General features: G+C 45.6%; 11 protein-coding genes and 1 riboswitch. Of the genes, 3 read left to right on the forward strand and 8 right to left on the reverse strand.

Annotation, left to right across the window (positions count from 1 at the left end; translation table 11 throughout):
- Positions 1–267 precede the first annotated feature (267 nt).
- The 3 genes from ST42_RS09160 to ST42_RS09175 form a co-directional block, all read right to left on the reverse strand.
- Positions 268–1,623, reverse strand: coding sequence for a choice-of-anchor J domain-containing protein (locus ST42_RS09160; protein ID WP_082028626.1), 1,356 nt, complete (start codon positions 1,621–1,623; stop codon positions 268–270).
- Positions 1,624–2,109: 486 nt separating this feature from the next.
- Positions 2,110–3,882 carry a pectate lyase gene (locus ST42_RS09170; protein ID WP_044073265.1) on the reverse strand — a complete coding sequence of 591 codons (1,773 nt, stop codon included), beginning with the start codon at positions 3,880–3,882 and terminating at the stop codon, positions 2,110–2,112.
- 62 nt (positions 3,883–3,944) lie between these two features.
- The gene (locus tag ST42_RS09175) at positions 3,945–6,557 is read right to left on the reverse strand and encodes a glycoside hydrolase family 88 protein (protein ID WP_044073266.1); all 2,613 of its coding nucleotides are present in this window, start codon (positions 6,555–6,557) and stop codon (positions 3,945–3,947) included.
- A gap of 470 nt (positions 6,558–7,027) precedes the next feature.
- Between ST42_RS09175 and ST42_RS09180 the strand changes: the two genes are divergently transcribed.
- Together ST42_RS09180 and ST42_RS09185 are read left to right on the forward strand one after the other, a co-directional pair.
- A complete protein-coding gene (locus ST42_RS09180; protein WP_044073267.1) occupies positions 7,028–7,567 on the forward strand; it encodes a DUF6359 domain-containing protein in 540 nt (179 codons plus the stop codon).
- A gap of 346 nt (positions 7,568–7,913) precedes the next feature.
- Positions 7,914–8,123: riboswitch (cobalamin riboswitch) on the reverse strand.
- Positions 8,124–8,327: 204 nt separating this feature from the next.
- Complete coding sequence (locus ST42_RS09185; protein ID WP_042517861.1) at positions 8,328–8,927, forward strand: RNA polymerase sigma factor; 600 nt, start codon at positions 8,328–8,330, stop codon at positions 8,925–8,927.
- A 255-nt stretch (positions 8,928–9,182) separates the two neighbouring features.
- Here ST42_RS09185 and rpe read toward each other — a convergent pair whose 3' ends face one another.
- Entirely contained in the window at positions 9,183–9,833 is a 651-nt protein-coding gene (gene rpe, locus ST42_RS09190) for a ribulose-phosphate 3-epimerase (protein WP_022316185.1), read from the reverse strand.
- A gap of 29 nt (positions 9,834–9,862) precedes the next feature.
- Complete coding sequence (locus ST42_RS14445) at positions 9,863–9,988, reverse strand: hypothetical protein (protein WP_262503124.1); 126 nt, start codon at positions 9,986–9,988, stop codon at positions 9,863–9,865.
- Positions 9,989–10,599: 611 nt separating this feature from the next.
- Here ST42_RS14445 and ST42_RS09195 point away from each other — a divergent pair.
- Positions 10,600–11,526, forward strand: coding sequence for a hydrogen peroxide-inducible genes activator (locus ST42_RS09195; protein WP_044073269.1), 927 nt, complete (start codon positions 10,600–10,602; stop codon positions 11,524–11,526).
- A 132-nt stretch (positions 11,527–11,658) separates the two neighbouring features.
- Here the strand turns inward: ST42_RS09195 and ST42_RS14350 are convergent, their stop codons facing one another.
- The 3 genes from ST42_RS14350 to ST42_RS09210 form a co-directional block, all read right to left on the reverse strand.
- Entirely contained in the window at positions 11,659–13,458 is a 1,800-nt protein-coding gene (locus tag ST42_RS14350) for a pectate lyase family protein (protein WP_044073270.1), read from the reverse strand.
- Between the two features lie 224 nt (positions 13,459–13,682).
- Positions 13,683–14,804: a hypothetical protein gene (locus ST42_RS09205; RefSeq protein WP_044073271.1), complete on the reverse strand. Its 1,122-nt coding sequence runs from the start codon at positions 14,802–14,804 to the stop codon at positions 13,683–13,685.
- A gap of 337 nt (positions 14,805–15,141) precedes the next feature.
- Complete coding sequence (locus ST42_RS09210) at positions 15,142–16,773, reverse strand: DUF5123 domain-containing protein (protein ID WP_044073272.1); 1,632 nt, start codon at positions 16,771–16,773, stop codon at positions 15,142–15,144.
- Between the last annotated feature and the right edge of the window lie 6 nt (positions 16,774–16,779).

Here is a 16,779-nt window from a genome sequence, read left to right on the forward strand (position 1 = left end):
GCAACCCGATTGCAAAAGCGGATTTCCAAAGATGAATGATAAACTGAAGTATAGCTCCCCATCTGACAATAAACCTCAAACGGACATAATGACAGATAGGGGAATTTTCAGTTAAAAATCCACTCTTCTGAAAAATCAGAATTCAAGCAAGCACCAATGACCGATTTGGGATCAATGAAAACAAAAAAAAAGTGCGTCTGAACCATTCGGTTGACACACTTTAATATGATTAGGGATATTGTTTACCCTGTAAATACCTTCAGAACATTACTTGATGAACTTCTTGCCATTCTGAATGAGAATTCCCTTGGCATTGGCATTTACGCGCTGACCTGCGAGATTGTATACAGGAGCGTTCACGTCGAACTTGTCGGCATTGATTTCGTTGATGCCTGAAGGATCGCCGCTGCAAACCTTGAAGTTTCTGATTTCCCATGTACCGGCAGCTTCGTCGGTGCTTACATACTTGAAGCCGACCTTTATCTTCTTGCCCTCATAGCCGTCAAGGCTGACTGTCTGTGTCTCAAAAGGAGAGAAGCTCTTGTCCTGTGGAACTTCTGGATATGAGATAGAAGTATACTGAGTCCAGTCACCACCCTCGGCCTTGATCCACAATGTAGCCTCCTCTGAAACATTGCCGAAATATTTAGATACGGCATGGTCAAAATACAGGCTACGTATTACTTCTGCTGCAGAAAGTTCAATCCAAGGAGAAACGAGCCAGCTTTCAGAAGGAAGGTTCTTCTTGTTGACAAAAGCAGAAGCCTTGGCACACTTATATTTTTTGTCGATAGACCAAACGTATGAGAGACCCTCTGAGAGGTTCACATTGTCGAGAACGAAGGAACCGAACTCTGTCTCAAACGACTCTGAGTAAGGCTCTTTAACTACATCGAGAGCTGGAGTTGTGACAGTGAGTGTATATGATGCAGAACCACCATTATATTCATCGTTCTCTGCAGCAGTAGCAGTGATTTTTGTCTCACCGGCAGCGAGAAGTGTCACTTCGCCTGTCTCAGCATTAACGGTAGCCACAGCCTCGTCTGACGAAGTATAAACCACGGCAGCAGTGGTAGCCTTTGTGAGAGTAGGAGCAACGAAAGCCTCGCCTACAACACCACTTGCTGTAGTCTCACTGAACGACAGTGCCGGGTCTTTCTTCATTGGAGCGGAAGATGACTGGTATGTCACTACAGCAGAGCTGATCGGAGTGTTCTTCTCTGTAATGTTGGTTGAGATAACCACACTATTGGCTGAACCAGTCCATGTGCCATTGGCGTATGTACCTACAGCAGACTCGAATTTTGCAGGAACTTTGGCTGTAAGCTCAACCTTTGTGATGACATTACCCTCTGGCACTTTGAAAGTCATATCTGCGCCTTTATAGAAACGCAACTCGTTGCCGTTGGTTGCTTTCCACCAACGGGTCTGACCATTGAGAGTAAGAGTGACATCACCCTCTGTACATACCGTAGGGTCAGCGTTGTATTCTTTTGTAGAGCCACTCAAAAGTGTCATGCCATAAGCAGACTCGCCTGTGAAATCGAATTTCGCAGTCTTAGACTGTGCGAACATTCCCATTGTCATAAGCAATGAAACGAATAAGAGTAAAGTTTTCTTCATAATGTAATAATTAATTAAACAATATATTTACACAATTATATTTGCTTGAGCAATTTTATAATCCGAAGCTTATCTTATGCAAAGATAATGCAAGGCGAATGCAGAACATCAAGCTTGCTTGAGTGTTATGCTGAGGTGAAGCTTATCTTATGCAAAGATAATGCAAGGCGAGAGGAGAATGAAATGAAGACATTCATTTCTTATCCCGAGCCGAAGCTTATTTTATGCAAAGATAATGCAAGGCGAGAGGAGAATGAAATGAAGACATTCATTTCTTATCCCGAGCCGAAGCTTATTTTATGCAAAGATAGAACTTTTATAGATATGAAGTATCTCTTTGCGTGTTAAAATAAGGTTAAGAAACAAAAGTCATTAAAAAAGGGAAGCACCGAACAGCACTTCCCTTCTTTATCGCTAATAAGAAAACGGTCATTTTGCGGAATTATAATTTTTCGAACCTCAACGACCGTTACAAGATAATTGAAATTATTTCTTCAAGACTTTGTCTACTACAGTCTGGCCATCTGTCAAGACCATCTTGCGAATTGATATTCCCTGCTGTGGCTCAGAGAGTCTGACGCCATTCAGTGAATAATACTCGATTGACTTAACCTCAGACTTCGTTGACGAAGCAGAAATGCCTGATGTAAACGCTGGATAATACTCATCCACTGGCGACACGGCATCAGCATTCTGTGATTTCACGATATGCTCAACGATAGAATTGAGATATACTTCAAGATTTGAATACCAACACTTCGCGGTATCGAGAGTCTTCAACTGTGCATCGCTTGGGTCATCAGGATTAAGACCGTTGGCAATCTCCCATTCGTCTGGTATGCCGTCGCCATCAGTATCATAGTTGGCAGCACGTGATTCTGATGGAAGTTCGGGGAAACTTGCCGTAGCGGAATTCTGGCTGTCTGAAGACGGATCGTTGATAACATCGATAATACCAGGAACATTGGCATGAGAAGCGTTATAGGTAACAGTACCATTGGTTGCTTCCTCCACATAACGCACATCGCAAGCATCTCTATAGAGACTCGCTCCACTGTATGCGAGTACCTTCTCGTATGCCGTCTCAGCGGTCTGGGTAGTGATGGTGCCCGGGTCAAACTGACTGTCAAGTTTTATCTTGATGCAGTCTACACCGCTGGCATCCTTCACATAGGTTTGATCCTCACCATAATAATGCTTGGCATCCTGCATATAATAATCATTGCCTATCTTGATTTTCTGGTCGTAAATCACACCGCTCCAATCATAGTTGGCAGCCTTGGAACCGGCTGCAGACACGTAGTTTCCGCTGATAAAATAACGGCTGGAATAGTTGGGGAACGGATTGTCGCCGCCGTTTGATGCATCAGAGAATGAAATCTGCGTTACGCGAGTCTTGTTCTTCGTGCCAGGACCAGCCTTGAAATAGTTGTTCACCATATTCACATAGCCACCACCAGGACCGCCATAACAACCGTTTCCGTTACCCCAGTTGTAAACCACGCAGTTACGGAAGTCTACCCTCTCTGCCTGTATGGAGTTGGAATATTGGGTTTTGTCATAACCGTTCCAGTTATAGCGGGCGCCATTGAAGCGAGGTGCTCTGTTCTGGATGTGGGCAAGGAAGTTATGATGGAATGATGCCGGTTTTCCACCCCAAATACCACCATAGCTGTGGTCGCCTTTAGCATGTCCTGCGTTGAGGCCTTCGGCGAGCATACACCACTGCAGGGTGAAATCCCTGTTGTCATAGAAAGACGCCAGCTCATCAATGCTCCACGACATAGAGCAGTGGTCGATGAGGATATTCTTACGGTATCTTCCCCATGTTGCATCCGCACCGTCGTCAACATGCTTCACCTGTGAACGGCGGAAGCGCAAGAAGCGGACGATGACATTATCACAGTTTGTGAACTCCACGGTGTAATAACGGAGTGTAATTCCGTTGCCTGGTGCCGTTTGGCCTGCAATAGTGGTATTTGATGTTATTTTGAGGTTTGACTTCAAGTCGATGTAACCGCTCACGTCAAACACGATGGTGCGAGGACCAGACTGCGACAAAGCCCATCTGAGTGAACCAGTGCCGCTGTCGTTGAGATTTGTGACATGATAAACCTTTGTCGTACCATCGGCAGCGCGTCCTCCGGTGGCTGCGTAACGGGCAAATCCCTCAGCACCAGGAAAGGCAGGAGCCCCAGTCTGTGCTGATGCTGAAGCGGAAAGTGCCAAAGCTACCAATGGCAAACATAAATTCTTCATAATTTGATATTTGTTTTAGTTTGATTTTATGCGTCCTTTTGGATAAGGCAGCAACGGAGTCGTTACTTGTTGAGCGACTCCACGTCGTAGCCAAGATGTTCCATCTCCAATGAAGCCCAGATAAACGGACCAACGCCCTTGCCGTCGTTGTCGCGGATTGGCTCACTGATATAATACTCGAAAGAACCATCGCGGCGCTTGTTCTCCTTCACCTTTGGAGCTGCCTTCAGCACCTTAGCGCTGAGACCCGGACCGAGTCCTGACACCTCGCAGCAACGTGTGAGAGAAAGGGTCTTGTCGGAATTCACTTTCACGAAATTGTTGAGGATTCCCTTGTATGCCTTGATGCCGGCTTCCTTCAGTTCGTCACCGAAATAACCGAGGCGTGAGCCCTTCAGCAGTACGTAAGAGAACATTGAAGATGCTGTTGCCTCAAAATAGTTACGATTGTCTTTCACGTCCATTACGTTATACCAAAGGCCAGTCTTCTTGTCCTGATATTTCACGGTCTTTGTCATCACGTCGTTGAGCATCGCTACGAGAGCCGGACGGTTTTTGTAGTCTGCCGGCATTGCATCGAGAACTTCAAGGATTGCCATTGCGAACCATCCCTGTGCACGAGCCCAGGTGTGCTGCGAGAGTCCTGTCTGCTTGTCAGCCCAGAACATCTCGCCTGTCTCATCCCAAGCATGCTTCCAGAGACCGGACTTGTCATCGAAGGTTCTGTTGTATGTCTTGGTAATCTGTGTGAAAGTGTCATCGTAATATTTCTCTGCCTTTTTCTCGCCTTTCAGCTTTGGGGCTGCCATTGTATAGAACGGATGACCCATGTATACTCCGTCGAGCCACACCTGATATGCATAAATAGCCTTATGCCACCATACGCCGTCGTTTGTGCGTGGCTGTTTCTCAAGCTGCTTGAAGATGGTCTTCAAGGCAAGTTCATTCTTCTTCTCAGGGAACAGTTCATTCATACGCAGGATGAAACGCGCCGGACGGGTATTGTCGAGGTTGAAAGCTGAATACTCATAACCTGTGATATTACCCTTTTCGTCTATCATCTTGGCTGGATACTGCTTGAGATAATTGATGATGCTCTCATCTTTGCTGGCGAGATAAGCATCGAGAATTGCCTCCTGCTCTATACCAACCACATAGCCCCACTTTGGAGTCTTTGCGAAATCGAGATAGCATGGATCCGGATTGCGCTGCATTTCTGAGTGTGCCATCCACTGGCTGTATGTCTTGTAAGGCAGCTGCGAGAGCACTTGTGAACCATTGATTACGAGGTTCTCATAGTTTGGCTTGTCTGTCTGGCCTGTGATATACACAGGCTGGCCATATACTCCTGTGAAGTTACAGTTTTTCAGATTGATGTTGTGGATAGTGTTGATGTTGTCGAAGCCAACGATCATAACGCCATACTTGCTCTTCTGGCAGGTCACATTCTCCATGTATACGTTGCGCACGGTTGGATAGAAGCCACGACGACCCTTCTCCTTTGGTTCATAGTTTGTGTTTATCTTCAACACCGCCTCACGGCACTGTCCAACCTTCACGTTGCGGAAATATACATTCTCAATCACACCGCCACGGCATGAGTTTGTCTTGATGCGGAGCACACGCTCCAGGTCCGGACTGTCCATCGTACAGTTTTCGACGAACACGTTGCTGCATCCTCCTGAAATCTCAGAACCGAGCACCACGCCACCATGACCGTCTTTCATATTGCAGTTGCGGATGATGATATTCTTGCTTGGACGCCCCACGTATTTACCTTTACCGCCCTCACGGCCGTCTTCATTACGTCCGCTCTTGATTGCGATACAGTCGTCGCCGGTATCAAAGATACAGTTCTCAATAAGCACGTTCTCACATGACTCAGGGTCGCAGCCATCGCCGTTAGGACCGTGGTTCTCTACATGTACGCCACGCACCGTGATATTCTTGCTCAGCAGCGGATGCATAACCCAGAATGGTGATCGTATCATCTTTACGCCCTCGATGAGAATTCCGTCACACTGGTTGAGGTTCACCGTCTGAGGACGAAGACCTTTCCACGGACCAAAGACACGCTTTTCAACAGGCACACCGTCTTCTGCCATCTGCAGCAAATCGGCACGGCCGCCAGGATTCTGCTGTTTCTCCTTCACCTCTATGTTGCGGCTCTTCGGAGTCTTGCCGCTCATGAGCCACCAAGTCTCGTCAGATCCGTTGCCATCAATAACTCCCTCACCGGTAATGGCGATGTCGGTCTCCTTGAAAGCATAGATAAGAGGTGAGTAGTTGATACAGTCGAGACCTTCCCAACGTGTTTCAACAAGGGGATAGAGACTGCGGTCGAACTCGAAGAAGAGTGTAGCGTTCTTCTCTATCACGAGGTTTACATGACTACGCAGTCTGATGGCTCCTGTCTTCCATGTTCCGGCAGGGATAACCACCTTGCCGCCGCCAGCCTTTGAACAAGCCTCGATGGCCTTGTTAATGGCTTTCTGGTTCTTGGCTGCCGTATTCTTCAGCGAAGCGCCATACTTGGTGATGCTGAAGGAGCGGTTAGGGAACTTCGGTTCTCTGATGCTCTGCTCCACTTGCTTGTAGTCTGTATCCCACACCGAAGCCAATAGGCTCATAGGGAAGAGCAAGCAAAGCAGTAAAAATGCTTGTAGCTTTTTCATACTGTTTTGTTTGAAATGTATTCAGTTAAGTTTTTTAGAAATACAATAGTAGTTTTATTTTTTGATGTTGCAAAGATACGCATAATAAAATACATCTGAAAAATATAACAACAAAAATAAGGATTATTTGCATTTATCATATAGCGAACCACGACATTGAATGACACGCACACTAAAAGCAATGACACAAAAGCTGCCTTATAACATAAAAAAAAGGGACAATTTGTTAAATTCAACATTTTATAGTCGGAATTCTTGCAAGTTTCATAATAAAGGCTTACATTTGCCACATCTTATTTATGATTTCGCCATTTACGAAATCTCATGAGGTTGGTAGCATCCTGCGCCAACCTCTTTTTTTGCCCAAGCTATCCCTTGAATACAAAAGACGGCAAATCTTTGGAGTTCTGCATTTGATTGCTTACATTTGCATGTCAAATAAACAAAAAGCAATTATACACACCATTCCAATGAAACACATATACAGTCTATTTCTTTTCTTCTTCATCTTGGCGTTCACATGCTGCGAAAAGCCTGTAATCGACGACACTGAAAACAAAAAGGAAAACAACGATAAAGTCAACGGATCAACCTCCACCGGCAACAATGGCGACAACGGCGGATGGGCAAACGGTGACGGAAAGAACGATACTGAATGGGTGAGCACCGACACGGTGGACGTATACACATTCAAGAACCACGTCTTCGAAGACCCCATCTGCGTGAAAGGCTATATCGTAGGATGTGCTACATCAACGGGAGGCTACAAGTATTTCTTCGACAGTCCCTATGAATCAAACACATCCATCCTCATCGCCGACGATAAGAACGAGAAATCAAAATCCAACGTCATAGCCATACAATTGAAGAACGGTTCGAAGATTCGCCGCGACCTGAACCTCGTGGACAACCCAGGAAACATACAACGGCTCGTTGCCATATATGGCTACCAGACAAAATACATGAAGATGACAGGAATGAAAGAGATATTGAGTTATGAACTGAAATGAAAAGCAACGCCCCTCGATGAACGCCCCTTACATAGGCTATTCAAATTCCGCAATTATGTCTTATTCGGGACTTGCGCGTCAGTCAGACAATGCTCATGCCGAGCATACCGACAAAAAGGCATTGCCTCACGACAACGCCTTTTCTCAGCATAAAAAATAACTTATATAATAATACACGTATGATTGCCATACCAAACGTCCCGCAAAAGCTGCCGAAATCAAAGTATGGTCAAGCACAATTATGACGTAAGCGAATGTCGCCAAGCAAATTATACTGCCGACTACATATCAACCGCTTCATATATTTACACAATTACGCTTCCACTCCTTACATCGAGAAGATTCCGCAAAGACTAACATAAAGGCAGGTATTCTGACTTCGCTCCACTCTCATGACACCTTCCCACCCGAAACAGAAAAACCGAAGAAACATTCTTCTGGGCAGTGGCCTATCGTCACTGAGCATAAAGGAGCTTACAGCTGCGGGACAGTCGGAGATTCTCACTCCGTTCCCTTTCAATCACGTATTAGGCGAACCTTTACGGTGCAAAATTATAAACATTTTTCGAAACTTCAAAGAAAAAACGGCATTATAAAGAAAAAAATTTGTTCAAACAAACATTTATACTTACTTTTGCAAGTGTGTTGAACATCTATGAAAAAGATATAAACGCAAAAGAGAGAACATTATTATATAATAACAAATAAAATTCTAAAGCCTATTGAAACATCATTTACTTCACTAAAAAATTGAATTAAAATGATAAGACTAAATGAAATGACCGATGAAGAGTTGGCATTGTCATACGTTAGAGGAAACAATCAGGCCTTCGATTTGTTATTATCTCGAAATCAATCCAAATTGTTTTCATATATTCTGTTCGTAGTGCACGAGCAGGACTTGGCTAATGATATCTTCCAGGAAACCTTCGTGAAGGTGATAACGAAGCTGCAGGAGGGCAGATATATTGACTCCGGCAAGTTTTCGGCATGGATAATGCGCATCGCCCACAATGTGATAATGGACTGGTATCGAGACAACCGCGCCAAAAACATCGTGGAAACTTCTGACGACAACGACCTCTCGAATGTCACAGGAAACGACATAACAGACTTCAACATCGAGGACAGATATGTCAACGAGCAGGTGCTGCGCGATGTGAAGAAGATGATGAACCTGCTGCCTCCGACACAGAGGGAAATTGTCTTCATGCGCTTCTATCAGGAGATGTCGTTCAAGGAAATCGCCGAGACTACCGGTGTGAGCATCAACACTGCCCTGGGACGAATGAGATACGCCATACTCAACATGAGAAGAATGGCGAGAAAGAATAAGCTGTCACTTGAAACCGTTTATTGACACAAAGCCATAAACGCAGCACTCATGACGTTTCAACTACAGGAACTTATATTTTAGCCTCAATCGGTCATCAGGCCGCTTGGGTTTAAAAGGTCTATATAACATCTACAAAACATACGGGTAAATCCATATTTCTCAAAAGGACTATGGATTTACCCGCAATATTTTATTCTTGAATCAAGATCACATACATACTTCCCCAATGGTCTTCACCATGCAACCTACATTATTGTTATATTGAGGAAAACTTTCATATCAGAGCGATCTCAAATCATGGATCGTCTGGATAGGATCGGCAGCCTTGAACACATAGCTTCCGCTAACAAGAACATCCGCACCTGCCTCAACGAGACGCGGAGCGGTCTCAGCCTGCACACCACCGTCAATCTGTATCAGAGCACGAGAATTCTTCCTGTCCACCATCTCACGCAGCGCTCTCAGCTTGTCGATAGTGCCCTCGATGAATTTCTGTCCGCCGAATCCGGGGTTGACGCTCATCAGCAACACCATGTCCACATCATTCAGGATATCCTCAAGCAGACAGACTGGAGTTGAAGGATTGAGAGTCACACCAGCCTTCATGCCGGCATCGTGAATCTCCTGCACAGTACGATGCAGATGCACGCAAGCCTCATAATGCACGTTCATCATCATGGCGCCGGTCTTTGCCGTGCGCTGCACATAACGCTCAGGGTGTTCAATCATGAAATGCACATCGAGAGGCTTCTTGCAAATCTTTGCCACCGCATCGATAACGGGAAATCCGAATGAGATATTAGGAACGAATGTTCCGTCCATAATGTCAAGATGCAACCAGTCAGCATCACTTTTGTTAATCATTTCCACCTCATGGCGCAAGTCTGTGAAATCAGCAGCCAGCAGGGATGGAGAAATAATTGTTGCCATAAATTCTTTTAAATATGTTTTTCAGTTTATCAGTTTAGACAATAGGATTTCATACTGCCATTGATGTTCATCACCCTATAGGTGTAGGCAATGGCTTTGATAATGTCAATAGTACGCTTCGACGGCATTGGATTTTCTGAAGTAAAATGTTCCATAGGCATTGTTTTTTGAAATAAATTCATCCTTCTATTGTATTAACGCATCTCCTCGGGATTTATTACATTATGATATTTTTTTTTCTGATTACGATCTGCATACCCCAATGGGAATACTTCCCGTTGGCGGAATTATGTTATGTTGATAGATATGAGTAAAAGTTGCCAATATCGCTGATTTTCAGTAAAAACAAGAATTTCCGAAAAACTGTCAGACCATCTGGTTTTTTGCCGTAATATTCTGACAGACAGGCACTTGACCATCTATCAACTGTCAGCCAATTGTCTGGATGGTTTGCTGATGAAAGGAATTGTCAGATGTAAGGAATTCATACGACATGAATTGCATGCGTTGGCAGAATCCTGGAAACTGGAATATGGGTGTTATAACATTAATTTATTGGGCATACGCCTGACAGCAATTCTGCCCATCCGGGGCAAGCACCGTGCCCATGATGGGCAAGCACCGTGCCCTTGTTGGGTAAGCACCGTGCCCTTTAAGTCCCAAGCTGCCATCTGGGTTAATATGCTTTAAATATATTCCGCCAACGTTTTTTTTTAGTATATTTGCAACGCTAATCAAATTAATCATTAGAGGAGGAAAGCATCCCATGACTCTACAACAAATGGAATACATCGTGGCTGTATACAGATACAGACACTTCGCCAATGCCGCAGAACAGTGCGGCGTGACACAACCCACACTGAGCGCCATGATTCAGAAACTGGAGAAGGAACTCGGAGTGAAAATCTTCGAACGTTCATCACAACAGGTCACTCCTACTGCCATCGGCAAACTTGTGGTGGAACAGGCATGGAAGGTGCTTTCGAGAGCAAACAAGATAAAGGACATCGTAGCTGAAGAACAACACTCGCTGAATGGTTCGTTCCGTATCGGCATACTGCCCACGATAGCGCCATATCTGCTGCCACGCTTCTTCACCAAACTGGAGAAGGAGAATCCTGGCATCGACTTCCACATCATCGAGATGAAGACTGCCGACATCAAGAAGGCATTGAACCGCGGCGTACTGGACGCTGCCATCGCCGTGAGACTCGACGAGCTGGAGGCTTTCAACCAGACATCGCTATATTATGAGCAGTTCATAGCCTATGTGGCAGAAACCGACCCGCTGTTCAACAACAAGAACATAAAGACTTCGGACCTTGGCAACGAGTTTCTGTGGCTTCTCGACGAGGGCCATTGCTTCCGCGACCAACTTGTGAAATTCTGCGATCTGAAATCGGCAACAGAGAGCAAATCAAAATATTCTCTCGGCAGCATAGAGACTTTCATGAGAATGGTGGAAAACGGACAGGGCGTGACGTTCATTCCGGAACTCGCCCTTAGCCAACTTTCCGACAAACAGATGCGACTGGTGCGCCCCTTCGCACTGCCTATACCGGTGAGAGACGTGGTATTGCTTACCAAAAAGACTTTCGTGCGCCACTCAATGGCTGAACTGATAATCAAAAGCGTGAAAGACAACGTGCCGCAAAGTATGCTGACCTACAACAATACAGAGCAGAGAATCTAGCCCAAATCAGTCATTGGCCTTTATATTAAGAATTTTATAACTGCTTGCTATAAGCGATAAAAGAACAAAAGGTTGAGCAGGGATTACACACTCCCCTACTCAACCTTTTATTTCATTGTCAAGCAAATTCGTCTACTTAACAAATTTCTTCCCGTCTTTGATGTAAATACGACCATCCACAGTGTGTTCTACACGCATACCTTGAAGGTTATAGATGTTGCCATCTTCCACATTGTTGTTATCCAGCGTAACATCGGCAATACCTGCAGCATCTTCATACGTCATACTGCCACTGAGGAGTCTACCTCCCTCGTTCTCTTTAGTCATGATACTCTCCACGATACTGTTCAGATAATGCTCCAGATTGGTATATCCATCGGCTGCGAGCGTATTACCGTCTGCAGCATCATTCTTGTCGAGTCCATTGGCATCTTCCCAACCATCCGGCATTCCGTCGCCATCAGTATCTGTAACGTCGATAGAAGTATCTGTGGCAAGTGTTGGCCAAGGACTCCAGTCTGCAGAAGCGTCGGCTGGCTTCGTGTCATCCTGACTGTTGATTATGCCTGACGTGCATCCGCTGCCTGTATAGGTATCAGAACCGCTACGGGTATCGCTTACGATGACTTTGTCAAGAGCATCGCGGCGCAATGACGCACCGGCATAGTCGAGCACACGGTTGAAGGCATCTGCCGCAGTATGGGTAGTAACGGTCTCAAATACCATCGGTGTCTTCAACTGTATTGCTTCATCACCAGGATAAGTGCCATCGTTGCCGGTCTTGTCAATCTGGTCGGAAACGCCATACTTGAAGTTATCCTTATTCACCACATCCCAATCTGGATTATGATTGCCTTCCACGTAAAATTTTCCCCACACATGTAGCATCTTTGCCCAATCATTCCACGGTACATTAATCTGAGTGCCATTCACGGTGATTGTGGCAAGTTTTCCGCTCATATCCATCTCGTACTTCGTTCCCTTGATGGTAACATAATTTCTGCCATCTTCTGCCGACCCTTTCACGTCGTTTTTATTGCAGGTTATACCGGTTGTCTGCTGGAATCGTGCTGCAAGGAGTGTCTTGTCCAGACAGTAGTCCACAGTGCGTATACCCGGACAAGCGATGCGGCGCTGGATGGTCTTGCTTCTTTTCCGCGTTGTAGCTCCTGGCTTATAATAGTTGTTCACGATGTTCACATTCATTCCTTCACCGCCATAGCAGCCGTTGCCGCCCCAGTTGTATATCACGTTGTTACGCATATCCATCCTTTCGTCAGTCTGGGTTCCGGGACGCGGACCCAGTCGTGGAGTTCTAGAATCGTGGTCGGCAAGCAGGTTATGATGATACGATGCACCGCTTCCACCCCAGTTGCCACCATAGCCATGGGCACCTTTGGAATGTCCGGAGTTCTTCAGACTCTGTGAGGCTATACACCATTGCACGGTGAGATTCTTACTGCCATAGACGGACAGGCATTCATCGATACTCCAGCTCACAGAGCAATGGTCCACTATGATATTCTTACGATCCATCGCTCCAAGTCCGTCACCTTCGTGCTTGTCCACATGACGATTGCCACAACGGAAACGCAAAAAGCGAAGAATAACATTGTCAGAATCTATCGTGAAGGGGTAATCAGCAATACAAATGCCATCACCGGGGGCTGTCTGTCCGGCAATTGTTACATTACCTTTCTTCAACTGCAGAGCACTCTTCAGGAATATCGTACCGCTGACATCAAACACGATGGTTCTGACTCCACTCTTGTTGCAAGCCCATCGGAAGGTGCCTTCCGATCCGTCATCATCTAATTTCGTCACATGATACACGGCTCCGCCTCTACCGCCAGTAGTGTAGCGACCAAACCCTTCGGCTCCAGGGAATGCGGGTTGATTGTCGGCAAAAGCCGACATCACAGATGCTGACATCAACACAACAGCAGCACCAGTCAATAATTTTCTGTCTAATTTCATCTTATTTTGATTTGTATAGTAGTCATAACGTCGAGAATCGAATTTGCCATTCAAACCACGACAATAAAGGAATCTCAATATATTTCAAATAGCGAAGGTATTAAAAAACGGCGATATAACAATCGAGCATTAAGAAAATCACATTTTCCTTAATACTCGGTTTAAAACGATTTAGCATTCTAATTCAAGATCGCTGCCACTTCATCTTTGTTAATTCCGGTTATCTCTGCAATTTGCAGAATGTTCATACCTTTTGAATAGAGAGATTTTACTATATTTTTAAGCTGCTCCCTCTTCTGCTGGAGTTGCTCGTTCTTCTGCTGGAGTTGTTCGCTCTTCTGCTGGAGTTGTTCGCTCTTCTGCTGGAGCTGTTCGCTCTTCTGCTGGAGCTGCTCGCTCTTCTGCTGGAGTTGTTCGCTCTTCTGCTGGAGTTGTTCGCTCTTCTGCTGGAGCTGCTCGCTCTTCTGCTGGAGCTGCTCGCTCTTCTGCTGGAGCTGCTCATCCTTATGCTTCAGTTCCTTGTCACGGTTCATTATTGCAGTGTCACGGTCCTCTATCGCCTTGTAATATTCGTCCTCCACGTTCATGTCCTGACGCATCTCGGAGTCGGCGGCAGCGGCTGTAAGACGATGGAGCATATACATCATGTCGGCATCATCCTCATATTTGTTCTCGTCAATATTGAGAACCTGCTTGTCTTCCGCATCTTTCCTCGACTGGTCGAAAACGCTGAGCACCTTCTCTAGGCGGTTGTTCACACGGCCTTTCAACCTCGGTATCTGCACAATTATGCTGTTGTGGGTGAGACTTTCAACGAAAGGGTCTTCCTTGCCATCCTTTACCACCTCGCCGTTGTAGTCGAACACGTCGTGGTTGACATAAACCACCGGCTCCTCAATGTCGCCGACTCGATGTCCGAGAAGGTAAACGGCAACCATTGGATATGCGAAGCCTTTCGGCGAGTCTTTGCGGATGTTTATCTTGTTGCTGTACTGCGCACCCAGATACTGGCGGAAGCGCAGGGTCTCCGTGTCGAGCCATGTCTTCTGCAGTTCTATAAGGATGACGCGGTCCTTGAATCCCTCGCCCTCAGCATCCTTCTCCCTCACGGTGGCTGCAAAGTCAATGCGGAACATTGAAAGCGTGTCTCGTGTGGTGTTCACATACTCGTGTGGGCGCATCTCCACCTTCACCACTTCTTTCTTCAGCAGTGCAGAGAGGATGGTCTTTGATATGCGTTCGTCAGACATTATGTATTTGAACACGGAGTCGTAAATCGGATTGGCTACATGTAATATCATATACGATGGCGTTTACAGGTTATTATATTTGCAAACTTACACATTTTATGTGAATTACGGACACTTACATTACTTTTTTTTAGGGACGTCCAACAGAAAAGTGTCATTCGACTTTTTATCATATAGAATTCTCCCCCTAACGTGGGGAATGAAACCCCACATTAGGGGGTGATGTTCCCCACGCTGTGGGGGAAAAATCAAGGCCAGGAAACATAGTTGGAAACTTGCCAAATGTAAGGAGCAAGAGACATGTCACCTCGTATACAAAATAAAAGATGGAAAGCTACACATTGAACTTTCCATCTTTTATTATTTAATAGAATTAAAATCTATATCATTACTCTGCCGGAATCCAGCGTGGGTCACCGAGATTCTTGTAAGAAGAGTTCTGCACTGTAAAGTCAGCACCAGTCTTGGCAGGATTAGCCCAGAGCTGGGCAGATGTCTCAGAAATCTGAGAACCGATCTCATAACCAGAGTTCCAGTTGAAGTCACTTGTATATACAGTGCCAGTAGCGTCGATATCCTTCAGACTGCTACCCTTCACTGTCTGCGCTGCATCTTTGAAGTCGTAGTATGCTCCGATGAGAGAGTTTGTACATGCTACTGTAACTCCCGTCTGTTTCTGCAAGTCGAAGTATGGCTTGGTAGCAGGAACACAGTTCCAGATTGTGCAGTGGTCGAGAGTAATAGAGAAGTTAGCCTGGCTTGTATTCGTCAACACAGAGTTGATTGTGTTGAGAGTACTGTTGGTAATGCTGACTGTTCCCAAAGTCAATGATTTCTGGTCCTTGGTATTCACGATACCATAAGTACCAATGTTTGTCAATACACAGTCATTTATCTTGATAGCATTGACAGTTGAATTCACGATACTCTGGAAGCGGAAAATACCACGGATATCCTTAACGTCACACTTCTCCATCTCGAGAGAGTTGAGAGTGAAAGTACCAGACTGGTTCAATACGTAACCGTCTGAGTTGGCACCATACTGGAGGTTGAGGTTATAGAAACGGACAACATCCATGCTTGATGACTCGAAGGAAACGCCCTTGAACTTGACAGTTGCCTTAGACTCGCCGGCTGCTCCCCAGAAATAGACAGACTTGATATTCTCCGGAACCTTGATTGTAGAGGTCTGTGCCTCCTCATTCAGAGCGGTATATTCCATTCCCTGTGGGAATACAACAACAACCTTGTCTGAAGTGGCATTAGCAAGAAGGTCTTTCACGTCATCGCCAGCAGCTACGTTGATAACCTCGTATCCGTCAGGGAAAGGTTCAGTGGTAGTGAACTTCTTCTTACCACGAACGTTCTCGCCGTTGAGCAGCTGCACAGTGTAAGAAGTCTTTGCATTGAGACCACTGATTGTGAGTTCACCGGCAGCAACCTCGTCTGCAGTAACAGGCTGTGAAACGAGCACCTCATCGTCTTTTACAATCTGTGCTTCAGTAATCTGTTTGCCAGCCTTGAAGCTGACCTTCACGGTCTTTGAACCAGGCACAACATCGAGGATAATCTGCTCAGACTTGGTTGTGAAGCTATAGTTTGATTCTGTATCATCAAGATACTTCCATGTAGAACCCTTGCCGTTTGTAGCACAGCTCTTGATACGGAAGTAATACTTTGTAGAACCCTCAAGTCCTGTCATAGTGTAAGGAGAAGTAGTGATTCTCGCATCCTCCTTGTCACCGAAATAGATGCTATGCTCAGTTGTTTCAACCTCATCGAAAAGAGTGTCGGTGCTGATTTCTATTACGTAGAACTCAGCATCTGGCATCTTCTTGAATGTAACCTCAGCCTGGTCCTCACCTGGGCTTACGGAAACCTTGGAGGAATGGAACAGACGGTCGTAAGCAGGATCAACGTCCCAGTCGTTCGTCTCAGTACAAGCGGTGAACGACGCACCTCCGAGGAGCATCATAGCTCCGAAGAGAGCCTTGCTTATAATTGATTTATTCAGTTTCATCTTGAT

Source organism: Prevotella pectinovora (assembly GCF_000834015.1).
Lineage (GTDB): Bacteria > Bacteroidota > Bacteroidia > Bacteroidales > Bacteroidaceae > Prevotella > Prevotella pectinovora.

What these genes read in the sequence shown, in the direction of transcription:
- ST42_RS09205 (WP_044073271.1), bottom strand. Translation starts at nt 14,804, where the DNA reads ATGATATTACATGTAGCCAATCCGATTTACGACTCCGTGTTCAAATAC.
- ST42_RS14350 (WP_044073270.1), bottom strand. Translation starts at nt 13,458, where the DNA reads ATGTCAGCATCTGTGATGTCGGCTTTTGCCGACAATCAACCCGCATTC.
- ST42_RS09170 (WP_044073265.1), bottom strand. Translation starts at nt 3,882, where the DNA reads ATGAAGAATTTATGTTTGCCATTGGTAGCTTTGGCACTTTCCGCTTCA.
- rpe (WP_022316185.1), bottom strand. Translation starts at nt 9,833, where the DNA reads ATGGCAACAATTATTTCTCCATCCCTGCTGGCTGCTGATTTCACAGAC.
- ST42_RS09180 (WP_044073267.1), top strand. Translation starts at nt 7,028, where the DNA reads ATGAAACACATATACAGTCTATTTCTTTTCTTCTTCATCTTGGCGTTC.
- ST42_RS09195 (WP_044073269.1), top strand. Translation starts at nt 10,600, where the DNA reads ATGACTCTACAACAAATGGAATACATCGTGGCTGTATACAGATACAGA.
- ST42_RS09175 (WP_044073266.1), bottom strand. Translation starts at nt 6,557, where the DNA reads ATGAAAAAGCTACAAGCATTTTTACTGCTTTGCTTGCTCTTCCCTATG.
- ST42_RS09210 (WP_044073272.1), bottom strand. Translation starts at nt 16,773, where the DNA reads ATGAAACTGAATAAATCAATTATAAGCAAGGCTCTCTTCGGAGCTATG.
- ST42_RS09185 (WP_042517861.1), top strand. Translation starts at nt 8,328, where the DNA reads ATGATAAGACTAAATGAAATGACCGATGAAGAGTTGGCATTGTCATAC.
- ST42_RS14445 (WP_262503124.1), bottom strand. Translation starts at nt 9,988, where the DNA reads ATGGAACATTTTACTTCAGAAAATCCAATGCCGTCGAAGCGTACTATT.
- ST42_RS09160 (WP_082028626.1), bottom strand. Translation starts at nt 1,623, where the DNA reads ATGAAGAAAACTTTACTCTTATTCGTTTCATTGCTTATGACAATGGGA.